We start from the raw sequence: 13,793 nt of genomic DNA, 5'->3' as shown, positions 1-13,793 counted from the left end.
AAAATTTATTCATTAATTCTACCTTCTGTTAATTTTTGAACATCTTTGTATAGTTTTTCAACACAAACTTCAATTCATGATAACAATTCCACAAGTTGTAGAAAAAATAGTTAGCTCACAACCCTTTTTGGCAGAAGCTTTGGTAGATGGTTTAATAAACATTTCGTCATTAGCTCGTAAAATTCAGGATCAGGTTGAACAGAGCGTAAAAAAGCCGGTTAAACTCGGTGCAATCATCATGGCACTGAACAGATTAGCTCCAAGTCTGGAAGTGAAAATCAATCCAGGTTTAAAGGAAGTTATTACCAATGTAGGTGATATTATTGTTCGCTCACAATTAGTCGATTTCACTTATAAAAACTCAAATACCTTGATTGAAAAACACACAGAATTGTTAAAATCTATTGGTCCGAATCAAGAATTTTTCTACACCATGGTTCAGGGGGTTTTCGAATCCAATTTAGTTGTAAGCAATACTTTAAGAGAAAAAGTAGAACAAGTATTTAGTACTGAAATGCTCGTAAGTAAAAGCGAAGATTTATCATCTGTTACATTAAAATTACCTTCAACAAACAGTCAACAGCTTGGCTTTTACTATTTTATACTTAAGAACATCGCATGGGCCGGCATCAACATTCGTGAAGTAATCTCAACTACAAATGAATTTACTCTTGTTGTAAATGATACTGATATCGATAAAACTTTTTCTGTACTGAAGAATATGGGAAAGAATTAGAAATATATTTAAATGGAAATGGCTGTTTTATTGGAAACAGCCATTTTATTATTTCATTGTTATTTTAAGCAACACTTTTTAAACTTTTTGCCACTTCCACAAAAACACAGATCATTTCTATTTGGTAAATTCTCTTTTCCCTCCTTATTAAGCTTTGGATATTCACCGGAAACATAAACCCAAACTCCACTCTCCTTATGGAAAAAGGATTTTTCGTGCATAATTTGCTTCTGTCCTTTTTCTATAAAACCAGCCTGAAATTCTACCCATCCAACCGAATCAAATTCTTTTCCTTTCTCGGTGTGAATCACTTTCAATCCAAGCCATTCAACGGACTGAGTCCATTCTAGAATCTCCTTTTTCTGATCGGAAGGACATGTTTCAGATGAATAAGTAGCTAAAATGTAATCAACATCAGCAAGAACAAAAGCAGAATACCTGCTGCGCATTAGATCTTCTGCCGTAATCGCTTTTCTTTTGCCGGAATGAATTGCACCACAACACACATTGTATGCTATGTTATTGCCGCAAAAACAATTATTCCCCATCGGTTGCTAGCTATAAGATTCCTTAAAAAACAGATCCAATTTATCCAAATCCTGTTCCCCGATCAAACCTAAAAACTTAGCAAAATGTGGAGTTGTACTTTCTAAAACATCCTTTATTTTAAACATTGCATTAAACTCCGTAATAAATTCAGCACGCATATCGAAGGCACTTACCAGGGTCTCGTAGAAAATCCGGAACAAACTCCCTTCAGATTGTAAGGTTTGATCATCGATGGAGATTACCTTCATCAGATTCATTAATAAATCATAGTTTTTCAACTCAATGGCAACAGCAATCCCCTTTGTGAAATGAGCAAAAAGAACCTGCAAAGATTCCTTATCATTGTATTCAGGAATAGGAACCGGTATAAATTTACAATCGGCATAAACTCCTAATCCTTCTTCTCTTCTATCAGAATTTAAAAGCATAAATGCTTTCACATTTGAAAGACACAAATAATAAAAGTCGCGGTATTTATCGAACGGCAAATCAATTAGCGCCTGATCCAGAACTTTAATTCCATTGTTCATTGATTCGTGAATTTTCTCCTTACCGCGCTTAAACGAAAATTCTGCCATAAACTGCAGAGCCCAATTCAGACCATAAACCCACTTCCCACTTGTAGAACAAGATGAATATCCCTTACGATACTCTTCTCCGGCCTCATTTAATTCTCCAAACAAAGAAAATGAAGCCGCACGTAATTGAAGAATTTCCAAATAAAACCGAGCTTCTTCTTTTAGAAGATCTACGGAATTGTCATTTAAGAATTCACGAATTTTTTTTGGATTTTTCGATTGAATCCCATGATTGTACATCTCAATCAGAGACTGATATATTTTTTCTTTTTCTTTCATAATTAAATTTTAGTATTTGTTCTTATTTTTTGAACAAATCCAAGTGATACAAGACAAAGGATGGCGCCAAATACAAACGGAATTCTCCAGTTTACCATCCATAACAAACCTCCAACAACAGGTATAACTACTGCAGATATGTGATTAATCGTAAAACCCACCGCCATTGATGGCGCAATATCTTTTGCATCACCTGTTTTCTGAAAATACGTATTGATTCCCATCGAAAAACCGAAAAAGATATGATCCAAAATATATAATCCGGCTACAATAAGAGCATTTTCAATATAAGCATATCCTAAAAAGACGAAAACCAATCCAATATATTCCAGTGATAACATTTTTCGTTCTCCGTATCGATTGATTCCTTTTGCAATCATGGGTGAAACAAAATAGGCTATAACGTTATTTATTACAAATAGAATTGCTACATCCTGAACGGTATAATGATACTTCTGCACCAGCATAAAAACAGCAAACACAACAAAAATCTGACGACGGGCACCACTCAAAAAATTCAAAACATAAAAAAGCCAGTATCTTTTTCTTACAACCATCCCCTTATTTTGAAGTGGAATATTTTTATCTGCCGGATCCCAGAAAAATGCCCAAATGCCAAGACAAAAAACAACCGCACCAATTAAAATAAAGCTTGCTTGCAGTGAAATAAAATGCGCAATTGCATAAACAAAAGCACCCATACTAATATTTGCTATGGCTGACCAACTTCTTTGCTTAGCAAATACAACAGGTGCCTGCTCAATCGTAAAATACTGAAGTGTCAGTGATTTATTTGTTGTCTCGAAATAATGAAATCCCACAGACATAATAACTGTTGTAATTATTAAGCCTAAAAACGAAGGGAAAAAGCCAGTTAAAGCAACTCCCAAACCAACAATTAAAACTGATAATGCCGACAAACGATGTTCTTTAATTACCAACAATAAATACACAACTAAAAGAGCCAAAAAGCCAGGGATTTCTCTTACCGATTGAATGACACCAACCTGAAATCCGTTAATGCCAACTTCCTCAACTGCGAAATTATTAAATAAGGTTCTCCACCCCTGATGTCCAGCCGTGGCTGCTATTACCAATAACATCAGATATTGGAACATGATATTTTTCTTTAGCTCTTTCGTCATCTATATTCTCCTCTAAAAAATGATTGCCAAAGGTACAAAAATGTTGTGAATGGCACAGAACAAAACCAACATGCTAAACAAAATGAAAAATCATGAGCATCATGTCTTATTAATTTCACAATTTTGTACAAAGTATTAGAGCAGGTATTAATAAATGAAGAAATGAATTTTAAAGAACTTAGCCAGAAAAGATATTCAGTTCGCTCCTATCAATCGAAAGAGATAGAACAAGAAAAATTGATTAAAATATTAGAGGCCGGCCAAATTGCACCTTCAGCAGTGAACAATCAGCCCCGGCATTTTATTGTTGTTAGGGAGACTGAGAATCACAAAAAATTCTCTGAAATTTATCATCATGAATGGTTTAATGAAGCTCCTGTTTACATCGTAATTTGCGGTGATCACGCCCACTCATGGAAACGAAGTGAAGATGGTAAAGATCATTGTGATATTGATGCTGCGATTGCCATCGATCACATGACTCTTCAGGCAACAGAACTTGGCTTGGGAACTTGTTGGATCTGTAATTTTCACGTTCAGAAATGCATTGATTTTTTTAATCTGCCTGATTATATTGAGCCTGTTGCAATTTTATCTTTAGGATATCCATCGGACAGGATGCCTCCTCAAAAGATAAGGAAATCATTAGATGAAATTGTTCATTGGGAAAAGTTTTAAATGAATATGATTATGTCAAAAATTCCAGTTACTGTAATTACCGGTTTCTTAGGTGCAGGAAAAACCAGTCTGCTTAATCACTTAATATCGAGCTATCCTAATAAAAAATTCGCCGTTATCGAAAATGAATTTGGTGAAGTAAACATTGATTCTGAATTAGTTACCAACGTTAAAAACGAAAACATTTTTGAATTAAGTAATGGTTGTATTTGCTGCAGTTTGAATGATGAATTGTATGTCGTTTTAAAAAATCTGATTCAATCAAATCATCAATTCAATCACCTGCTTATAGAAACTACCGGAATTGCGGATCCGGGTAGTATTTTAGCTTCATTTATTACCGATCCGTTCATAAAAAAAGAATTTGAATTGGACGCAGTAATTTGTCTGGTTGATGCAGCAAATGCGTCAAATATAATAGAGAAGGAAATAGTTCTAACCAAACAAATTGCAATATCAGATCAAATATTAATAAATAAAACAGATGTTGCTGGTCGTGAAAAGACAAATGCGGTTAAAACAGAGGTTGAAAGAATTAACAAGTTTGCCCGAATTGAAGAATGTATATTTGCGAAACCTGCAAACAAAAATTTACTTGATTCTTTCTCATATGATCCTGCAAAGGTTTACCAATTTGTTTTAGGACTTGAAGCAAACTCAAGTCCCCCAAATAAAACAACGCATGGAATTGAAAACATGAGCTACACCTCTTCAATTCCAATGGAACAAATGAAATTAGGGATGTGGCTGGATGCTTTTCTGAAATTTAATCAGGAAAGTATCTATCGAATTAAAGGAATTCTATATCTGGAAGGTGTTGACAAACGAATTATACTACAATCTGTACATACTCAAATACAAGCAACCGTTGGAAAAACATGGGGAAAAGATGAGATAAGAGAAAGTAAGATTGTAATAATTGGAAAAAATCTGAATCGAAAAGTAATCGAACGAAATCTTGATGAACTTCTTGTAAAGTAAAAATGAGAGGAAATTTCCTCTCATTTTTATTGTATTTTCAACCTGTTTCGCTAATTCGCTCCAGTTGTCCGTAATTTAATATTTTCAATTTTCTGCCATCCAGTTCAATAATGCCTTCATTATGAAATTCTTTTAGAATTCTAATCGCACTATCTTTCGACATACCGGTAAGATCCGCAACATCTTGTCTTGAAAGATGCAAATCAAAATTCAGATCTTCATACACTTTACCGGAAAGATAAATAAGTCCATCGGCTATGCGGCCATGCATCTGCTTTTGTGATAAACTCACCATTTTTTCAAAGGAAAAGATTCCTTTTTGAGTGCAATTCTTAATAAATTCCTCGGCAAAGAGAGGATTTGTCTGAATTGCTTTTTTAAAAGCACTTATTTCTATAAAACAAGCAGTGGTATTATCAAGTGCTGCAATTGAATAATGATGTCTGTTATCAAAATACAAAGATGCCTGCCCAATAATTTCCCAAGGCTTAATAATCCTAATTATCAACTGTTTATCCTGAACTCCTTCCACGTATAATTTTGCCAAACCAGTTGTCAAAATTAATAGATGAGTTGCAGAAGTACCTTGTTTAAAGATTGTTTCACCAGCCTTAAACTTTACTTCAAATCTATTCTCATTCAATTCAATTAGTTCGGGGCGGGAAAGAGTACTTAACATCGGTATTCGCATATTGCAATCGAGGCAATTTTTGCAATTATCCGATTTTGAAAATTTAGCCATAGTAGTTTAGAGATATAGGGTACAAATTAGTAGTTAGTTATCAAATCTATCAGAAAATTTCCCAAAAACAAATAGTGAATTTCAAATAAAAATTGCTTTGCAACAGCTACTGAAAATTTGTTTTTTTTTCTAGCAACTATTAAATATAAAAAAAAGACTGAGATAAGCCTAGTAAAAGACTGATAAATATCGATTTGTATTAGACAAATTCCTTTTTTTCATAAAATAAATCTCGGCGTATCAAACCTATTGCGGTAAAGGCAAATATTTATCTTTAGTGTAGATGGTTTAATCTCTTTAATCACTAATTAGTACTTAAATTTAAAATCTCAATACTATGCAAAAGAACAACTTAGTAAGTCTTTTACTGGTTTTCCTAACAACTCTGTGTTTTGTTTCATGCGAATACGATATCATTCAAGTGGATAAAATCGTAATCCCGCCAGATCAGGAAATCTCGTTTAGTGCGGATATCGTGCCCATATTCACTTCTAATTGTATCAACTGTCATGATGGTGGAATTAATCCGGATTTAAGAGCATCCAATGCATTTAATGCATTAACAAACGGAGGTTATATCAATGTTGATCTTCCAGGCTCCAGCGAATTGTATACACAATTACAATCAGGATCTCACAGTACCCGAGCTTCAGCAACTGAAAAACAATTAATTCTTGAGTGGATAACCCGAGGTGCTAACGACAATTAAAACTATACACTATGATAAGATCTAAATATTCAATTCAAAAATTTATGAAAATGACTTTTTCATGGATGTTCCCATTCTTTTTGTTTCTTGCTGTCGTCCTGAGCGCATCACAAAATTGCTTTGCACAGGAAGATGAATTTGCAAACGATCCTGTTACCGGTACTTTTGAGTCTGGACTTCTTGGAGAAACTCAAACTACAGTAACACCATTCGCCGGCGAATTTGAATTACATATTCAACACCGTTTCGGATTAATCGAGAATGGATTGGAAGATGTTTTTGGTATTTATGCTACCTCAAACATTCGCATGGGGGTAAACTATGGTATTACAGAAAAATTCATGCTGGGCTACGGATATACTAAGGACTATAAATTGCAGGAATTCCATGGAAAATATAGATTTTTCACACAAACCGAATCCAATTCTATTCCAGTTTCTGTAGCATTATACGGAAATCTATCCATTAACTCACAAGATAAAGTTGTTTTTGGTAATGACTATGCATTCTCGGATAGATTGGGATATTTTTCTCAGTTAATAGTAGCACACAAATTTAATGATAATATCTCGTTGCAATTAGCTCCTAGTTTTACTCATTTTAATAAAACTGATTCTTTAGTTGAACACGATAAGGTGGCAATTACCTTTTCTGGCAGAGCTAAAGTTACACCTTCAATGTCTGTGTTTTTTGAATATGATCAGCCTTTAAACATTGATGATATGAGAGAATTTACCAATTCAGATCAAACCGATCCTGAAGCCAACTTAACTTTTGGTATGGAAATTGGTACTAGTACTCATGTGTTCCAGGTGTTTATGTCGAACTATGAGGGAATTACTCCACAAAGGAACATTTTATACAATAAAAATAAAATTGGAGACGGTGACTTTCTTGTAGGGTTCAATATCTTAGTAAGATTCTAGTTCATTCTCCTTAATTAAAAGAAATTAATTATGAAAAAGATGAAATTTTTTATCCTTATCGCAATTGCGGTTGTTGGATTTGCATTTACCGCACAACAGAAAAAAGCTGAAGTTTGGAAAGTACCCGCAGAATATAAAACCATGGAAAACCCATTGGCTAATGATAAAGCTAGTGTGAACACAGGAAAAATGGTTTACATGAAGCATTGTCGTTCATGTCATGGTAATGCAGGATTAGGAGACGGACCAAAAGCGGCACGTCTAAAAACATTCCCTGGTGATTTTTCAAGTGCTGAGTTCCAAGGTCAATCTGATGGTGAGATCATGTACAAAGCTATCTTCGGAAGAGATGATATGCCTAACTATGAGACTAAAATCCCTAGTAAAAAAGAAAGATGGGCTGTTGTAAACTACATGCGTACATTTAAAAAGTAATCGAAATTCGTGCAATTAAGAGGGTATAATAATTATACCCTTTTTTTCTGAAATTTTAATAAAGCCAAATTGCAACACTTAATAACTTAAGCATGAATCCAAGCAATTTTAAACATATTATTCTGATTGTTAGTTTCCTTTGTAATGTTTCTTTTGGTTTCGGGCAGGAAACAAATGAAAAAAATCAGTCTGGCAGCGACAAAAACCAAAAATGCCTTAAATGTCATGGAAATCACACATTCAAATATATGAATGAAGATTTTGGCCTTGAGATAAAAGAGGCAATGTGTAGCAATAGATTTATTGACACAATCGCTTTTGCTCAATCGAACCATGGAATGTTCAAGTGCACCGATTGCCATTCACCGGAATATGAATCATTTCCTCATGCTGGAAATTTACGAATGGGACTTATGTATGCATGTAATGATTGCCATGGTGGTGATCCTGAGTATGCTAAATTTCATTTTGATGAGATTGAAGAAGCGTTTTATGAGAGCATGCATTACAATCGGGCACCTGATGCATTCAACTGCTGGAGCTGTCATAATCCACATTCCTACAAAACACAGGCAAGCAAAGGTGGTAAAATTTCAGAAACAGTAACTTACGACAATAATATTTGTTTAAAATGTCATGCTGATATAAGTCAATTTGAATTACTTACCGAAAGGGAAAACATCAATATTCTTAAAACACACAACTGGCTGCCAAACCAAGAACTTCATTTTAAGAATGTTAGATGCATTGAGTGTCACACACAACTAAATGACAGCCTGCTGATAAGCCACGTTGTTATGCCAAAAGAAAATGCCATTCGTGAATGCACAAAATGTCATTCGGAAAACTCGCGCTTAATGGCCAGTCTGTATAAGTACAAAAGTATGGAATCCCGCAAAAGCAATGGTTTCATTAACGCGGTAATTATAAATGAATCGTACGTTATAGGTGCGAACCGTAATAAGTATTTAAATATATTAAGTGTAATTATTTTTGGATTGGTGCTATCAGGAATTTTCATTCACACCCTTTTCAGAATCTTTAAACGTAAATAATATGGCTAGCGAAAAACTTTATTTATATCCAATTTGGATTCGTATTTGGCACTGGGTGAATGCAATACTTTTTATTACCCTTTTGGTTACCGGGGTCAGTATGCAATATTCAAATCCTGAGAATCCCCTGTTAATTTCCTTTGAACGATCTGTTGAGCTTCATAACCTTTGCGGCATTCTCATCAGTCTGAATTACCTTCTTTTTATTATTGGAAATCTGTTTACATCAAACGGAAAACAATACAAAATGAAAACTAAAGGATTATTGACAAGAATCTTCAACCAATCGGTATACTACCTTTTTGGAATGTTTAAAAAACAGGATGCACCCTACCCAATATCGGCTGAAAATAAATTTAATCCAATGCAGCGTTTTATATACTCTACCGCCATGTATGTTGGATTTCCTATTATTATTGCCAGTGGTGCTGCTATGTTGTTTCCTGAAATTATTGTTCCTCAAGTATTTGGATTCAGCGGCTTATTATTAACGGCAATTGTACATGTGATTATTGGTTTTATTTTATCTCTGTTTTTGTTTATTCATTTGTATGTTTGTACGATAGGAAGTTCTATTAGCAGTAATTTTAAAAGCATGATAACAGGTTGGCATTAACAACACTATCTTAAATAAAAAACCGGATCCATTGGATTCGGTTTTTTTTGTGACTACACTTTCTGCATCATTATGCGAGATTCCAATTTATAGATAAATCTGCACAAAGGTATAATGCCAGCTCAATCATGAACGAAATTAAATTTAATGAGTAAATTTAGATACTAACCTTCATAAGTCATCTAATCATTTTCCAACAATTGGGTATAATCGAGTTTGGTTAACTCTTCAATTCAATATTTAGCTTCTTATCTAGCTGACAAGTAAATCCAGATAAAAGTATCAATGGGGCAAACCGGTTGAAGAATCTCAACTGGTTCAATATAATTTAATAAAATGGTTAATCATTTTCAGAACTTTACTTTTATAAACAGCTTCTTGTCTATAAAATATCCTTTCACAGCAAATCTCTCTTTAAATTACAACAGCTTTTGTTGCATAAAAAAAAGTTGCTCAATCTTTTCAGATGAGCAACTTTTTTATTGATTATATATTTTTTGAAAAAATTTAGCTTCCTGGAGTAGGCTCTGCTTCTAATGCTTCAATAGAATTTTGTAATAAAGCTTTCACATATTTTGGATTGTGTACTCCTAAACTACGATCTTCTTCTAATCCAGCCCAGTTAAAGAATGCACGTGCCTGAACCATAGGATAAGTTCCTACTACTGGAACGTATTCTCCTGGGTGTGCAACTAATTCAATAAGACCTGTCTCTTCATTTAACTCGTAAACAGACTCCTGAGCAAACTCAACAACACCTAAACGAACTAATTCATCTCTTAGAGTTTCAAGTTGACCTTCAACAATTGATCGTACTCCTCCATAATTAAAATCTGTCTCTGTAACACCATGACATGTATTACATGCTAAAAGAGAAGGATTATATGTATGCCCTCCTTGATCATTTTCATTATCAAATTCTGCCATATGACAACCAGTACAAGAAGCCTGAGCTAAGTGAGTAGCAGAACCTGGTTCAGGATAAGCAACAGTACCTTCAATTTCAGCAAAACCAACACCTGCAACAACATTTGCCTGTGCTCCGTGGTGAGGTCCGTAATGAGTACTGGTAATTTTGTATGTATCACCTGGTTTGTCAATAATAGGCTCAGCTCTTCTTGATTGATGACAGTTAGCACACAAATTAGAATTTCCTCCTAAATCCATAGTAATGGCAGGATCAAATATTGGATGTACCGGATCTTTTAGTCTTAAAGCATAATCTGTTGCTTCAAATGATTCATGTAACCCATGACAAGTAGTACATTCCCATGCGGTTGGATTTGTGATAGTTCCAGCTACAGTACCGGTATTGGCATACTGTACAAAACCTTGATGTGAATGACAGCGTGCACAAGAAGCATTTCCTCCGGCATAATCAACTGCATTGATACCGCTGCTGTGAACAGACATAGCAAATTGTGCTTCAATAGTTGCTTTGGTATCTCCTGAGTGGCAATCTAAGCAGGTTGAATTTCCATCGGTTCCATCAATTCCATTTGTACCATCAGCACCAGCTGGTCCCATAGGTCCTTCTTTTGTACAACCAGCTATTAGCAGAGAAATTGCAAAAACTCCAATTCCTACAAATTGAAAAAATAAGCGAGTTTTTTTCATAATAAAAAATATAAGATTAAATTTAGTAGTTCCTTTTTCGGCACAAAGAGTAGATCTCCTTATACTTTTTAAATATATATGAATGCAAATGCCTTATCAATAAATGGATGGCGAGATTTATAAACTACAGGAAAGAGGTTTGTTTTGTTTAAAAAACGAGGAATTTGGTTTTTAAATCGACATTTGTCACTCAAAGGACGATTTTTATCGCCCACACTACTAATTGCTTGATATACAGAATGCTACTACAAATACAATTGAACAAAATAATGGAATACATCTGATTTATAGCATAAAAAAATCAGCCGAAGCTGATTCTTATTGATAATAAATTAAAATAAGTTCTTCTAGTAATCTAATATTTCTGTTTCATTTCGCAAAATCATTCTACCATAATCACTAAGTGCACCCAATACTTCTGCTCCAGGATAAATGATAACAGGTGCAATTTTTTCAACTCTTCCTCTTATTTCTTTCACCAATGTTTCATCTTTGGCCATTCCTCCGGTTATGATTATTGCATCAACAGCATCAACTCCAAATACAGGATACATCGAACCTATTGATTTAGCAACTTGATAGGCCATTGCCGATAACACCTCTTTAGCTTTAGAATCACCTGCATCTCTCATCCTACAAACATCATATCCACTGTAAGTGTTAAAATAAGCATACAAACCACCTTCACCTGTCTGCATTTTCATCATCTCTTCCTGAGTATATTTTCCTGAAAAACACATTTGAATCATCTCTCCCATGGGCAAGCTTCCACTTCTAATCGGTGAAAACGGCCCATCACCATCGTATGCCTGATTTGAATCTACTACTCTCCCCTTTTTATGAGCTCCGATACTGATTCCTCCACCTAAGTGAGCAATAATCAGATTCAATTCTTCATATTTCTTATAAATACTCTGAGCATATTTTCTTGCACTTGTTTTCTGATCTAAAGCATGAAAAATAGAACGCTTTTTAAACTCAGGGCGACCTGTTATTCTTGCTATATCTTCTAATTCATCAACCACAACAGGATCGGCAACAAAAGCTTCTGCACCATTAATTTGTTCCGAAATAGTATAGGCGAGCAGTCCGCTAAGGTTCACAACGTCATTGCCGAACTCACAATTCGAAAGGTCTTTAATCATTGCCTCATTAATGCGGTAAACGCCCGATTTTACAGGCTTGATAAGTCCTCCTCTGCCAATAATGACTTTTATTTCATCAATAGAAATATCATTGGCCTTTAACTCATCCATAATCACCTTTGCCCGGAATTTTGTCTGATCGCAAAAGCATTTAAAATCACCAATCTCCTCTGGCTTATGGTTAATTTTCTTTAAAAAAACCGGAGAATTCATCCGATAAACAGCTATTCGTGTAAATTGCATTCGCGGATTTAAGGCAAGTATCAGTTCTCTACTCATAGTGTTAATATTAGTGTTGTTATATGATTTAAAGTTGGAGACAATTGTCTCTACCATTCGTCTTATACTCTATTTAGTTTGCATGCATTCTATTGCGATAGGTCTCAACATCCAATATACCTTGAAATAACCAATCTTTGAATTTCAGATGTTCCTTCTCCAATTTGAAGAAGACGCTGATCGCGATAAAACCTTTCTACCGGATAATCTTTCATTAAACCATATCCACCATGAATTTGAACTGCTTCGTCGGCAACTTCCTTTGCAATTTCTGAACAATACAATTTAGCCATGGCCGCTTCTTTTCCATATTCTTTCCCTGTATCTTTCAACCAGCATGCTTTGTACAACAGGTTTCTCGCTAACTCAATTTTCAATGCCATATCAGCTAGTTTAAAAGAAACAGCTTGAAATTTCGAAAGTGTTTTTCCAAATTGCTTTCTCTCTTTTGCATATGCAAGAGCCAATTCATATGCACCCTGTGCACATCCAAGGCCCATTGCGCCAATGGATAATCTTCCTGAATCCAAAGTTTTTAACATTACTTTGGATCCCATGCCACGTTCGCCCAATAGATTTTCTTTGGGTATACAACATTTATCAAAGAACATTTCTGAAGTATCAGAAGCCCTCCACATCATTTTTCCGTGCATGGCTTTGGATGTCCAGCCGGATGTTCCCTTTTCTACAATAAAGGTGGTAAATTCTTTCTCTTTGCCATTTATTGCTGTTACTGCCTGAACTGTAACACCAGAACACAAAGGGGTTGATCCATTGGTAATAAAAATTTTCGAACCGTTAATTTCCCAACTATCTCCTATGTCTTTCGCAAATGTTTTTGATCCCCGGGAATCAGAACCAGCCTCAGATTCTGTCAATCCGAAAGCCCACAGTTCTTTGCCGGAACAAAGTCCCGGCAGGTATTTTAATTTTTGCTTTTCACTGCCAAATTCATACAATGGACCTATTCCCAGCGAATTATGAGCAGCAAGTGTAGCTGCATGCGAACCATCAACTCTTGCAATTTCCTCAACTGCAATTACATAAGACAGATAATCGGTATTGTGTCCCCCATATTTTTCAGGAAGCGTCATTCCAAACAATCCCATTTCGCCCATTTTTCGGGTTAATTCAATAGAAAACTCCTCTTTCTCGTCTAGTTCCTGAGCCAATGGTTTTATATCCCGTTCTGCAAAATCCCGAACAGCCCTTCTTATCGTATCATGTTCATCATTCAAATATGGAAACATATATTATCTATTAGTAATTAATAATTCAGGAATGAAGAAATATGCCTGCAACTTCAATCTTTAGGCTTCCTCA

Annotated in this window: 15 protein-coding genes; 8 read left to right on the top strand and 7 right to left on the bottom strand. The window is 34.9% G+C overall.

The window, feature by feature from the left end:
- Window positions 1-76 precede the first annotated feature (76 nt).
- Window positions 77-736 (top strand): aspartate kinase, encoded by a 660-nt coding sequence (locus GQR60_RS03415; RefSeq protein ID WP_101309591.1) that lies wholly within the window; start codon window positions 77-79, stop codon window positions 734-736.
- 59 nt (window positions 737-795) lie between these two features.
- Here the strand turns inward: GQR60_RS03415 and GQR60_RS03410 are convergent, their stop codons facing one another.
- The 3 genes from GQR60_RS03410 to GQR60_RS03400 are packed head-to-tail and all read right to left on the bottom strand — an operon-like array spanning window position 796 to window position 3,260.
- Complete coding sequence (locus GQR60_RS03410) at window positions 796-1,284, bottom strand: YchJ family protein (protein ID WP_124991583.1); 489 nt, start codon at window positions 1,282-1,284, stop codon at window positions 796-798.
- Window positions 1,285-1,290: 6 nt separating this feature from the next.
- The gene (locus tag GQR60_RS03405) at window positions 1,291-2,142 is read right to left on the bottom strand and encodes a hypothetical protein (RefSeq protein ID WP_124991582.1); all 852 of its coding nucleotides are present in this window, start codon (window positions 2,140-2,142) and stop codon (window positions 1,291-1,293) included.
- 2 nt (window positions 2,143-2,144) lie between these two features.
- Window positions 2,145-3,260, bottom strand: coding sequence for an MFS transporter (locus GQR60_RS03400; RefSeq protein WP_225441321.1), 1,116 nt, complete (start codon window positions 3,258-3,260; stop codon window positions 2,145-2,147).
- 189 nt (window positions 3,261-3,449) lie between these two features.
- On the opposite strand from GQR60_RS03400, the gene GQR60_RS03395 reads away from it, so the two are divergent.
- On the top strand, window positions 3,450-3,965 hold the full coding sequence (locus tag GQR60_RS03395) for a nitroreductase family protein (protein ID WP_124991580.1): 516 nt from the start codon (window positions 3,450-3,452) through the stop codon (window positions 3,963-3,965).
- 12 nt (window positions 3,966-3,977) lie between these two features.
- Window positions 3,978-4,946, top strand: coding sequence for a CobW family GTP-binding protein (locus tag GQR60_RS03390; RefSeq protein ID WP_160463401.1), 969 nt, complete (start codon window positions 3,978-3,980; stop codon window positions 4,944-4,946).
- Window positions 4,947-4,983: 37 nt separating this feature from the next.
- Here GQR60_RS03390 and GQR60_RS03385 read toward each other — a convergent pair whose 3' ends face one another.
- Window positions 4,984-5,688 carry a Crp/Fnr family transcriptional regulator gene (locus GQR60_RS03385; protein WP_124991578.1) on the bottom strand — a complete coding sequence of 235 codons (705 nt, stop codon included), beginning with the start codon at window positions 5,686-5,688 and terminating at the stop codon, window positions 4,984-4,986.
- 337 nt (window positions 5,689-6,025) lie between these two features.
- On the opposite strand from GQR60_RS03385, the gene GQR60_RS03380 reads away from it, so the two are divergent.
- From GQR60_RS03380 to GQR60_RS03360, 5 genes are all read left to right on the top strand, one after another.
- Entirely contained in the window at window positions 6,026-6,397 is a 372-nt protein-coding gene (locus GQR60_RS03380) for a hypothetical protein (protein ID WP_124991577.1), read from the top strand.
- Between the two features lie 11 nt (window positions 6,398-6,408).
- The gene (locus GQR60_RS03375) at window positions 6,409-7,323 is read left to right on the top strand and encodes a DUF5777 family beta-barrel protein (RefSeq protein ID WP_124991576.1); all 915 of its coding nucleotides are present in this window, start codon (window positions 6,409-6,411) and stop codon (window positions 7,321-7,323) included.
- Window positions 7,324-7,353: 30 nt separating this feature from the next.
- Complete coding sequence (locus GQR60_RS03370; protein ID WP_225441320.1) at window positions 7,354-7,758, top strand: c-type cytochrome; 405 nt, start codon at window positions 7,354-7,356, stop codon at window positions 7,756-7,758.
- 92 nt (window positions 7,759-7,850) lie between these two features.
- Window positions 7,851-8,813 carry a cytochrome c3 family protein gene (locus tag GQR60_RS03365; protein ID WP_124991575.1) on the top strand — a complete coding sequence of 321 codons (963 nt, stop codon included), beginning with the start codon at window positions 7,851-7,853 and terminating at the stop codon, window positions 8,811-8,813.
- Between the two features lies 1 nt (window position 8,814).
- Window positions 8,815-9,429: a cytochrome b/b6 domain-containing protein gene (locus GQR60_RS03360; RefSeq protein ID WP_124991574.1), complete on the top strand. Its 615-nt coding sequence runs from the start codon at window positions 8,815-8,817 to the stop codon at window positions 9,427-9,429.
- A gap of 507 nt (window positions 9,430-9,936) precedes the next feature.
- Here GQR60_RS03360 and GQR60_RS03355 read toward each other — a convergent pair.
- The 3 genes from GQR60_RS03355 to GQR60_RS03345 all read right to left on the bottom strand — a co-directional run bounded on the left by GQR60_RS03355 (window position 9,937) and on the right by GQR60_RS03345 (window position 13,720).
- Entirely contained in the window at window positions 9,937-11,046 is a 1,110-nt protein-coding gene (locus tag GQR60_RS03355) for a hypothetical protein (RefSeq protein WP_124991573.1), read from the bottom strand.
- A 347-nt stretch (window positions 11,047-11,393) separates the two neighbouring features.
- Window positions 11,394-12,470, bottom strand: a complete 1,077-nt coding sequence (gene buk / locus GQR60_RS03350) for a butyrate kinase (RefSeq protein ID WP_124991572.1) — start codon at window positions 12,468-12,470, stop codon at window positions 11,394-11,396.
- A 104-nt stretch (window positions 12,471-12,574) separates the two neighbouring features.
- The gene (locus GQR60_RS03345; protein WP_124991571.1) at window positions 12,575-13,720 is read right to left on the bottom strand and encodes an acyl-CoA dehydrogenase family protein; all 1,146 of its coding nucleotides are present in this window, start codon (window positions 13,718-13,720) and stop codon (window positions 12,575-12,577) included.
- Between the last annotated feature and the right edge of the window lie 73 nt (window positions 13,721-13,793).

Origin of the sequence: Labilibaculum euxinicum (assembly GCF_009795715.1) — a bacterium.
Taxonomy (GTDB): domain Bacteria; phylum Bacteroidota; class Bacteroidia; order Bacteroidales; family Marinifilaceae; genus Labilibaculum; species Labilibaculum euxinus.
The sequence above is the reverse complement of the archived record's forward strand: the minus strand, read 5'-3'. Positions and strand labels throughout refer to the sequence as shown.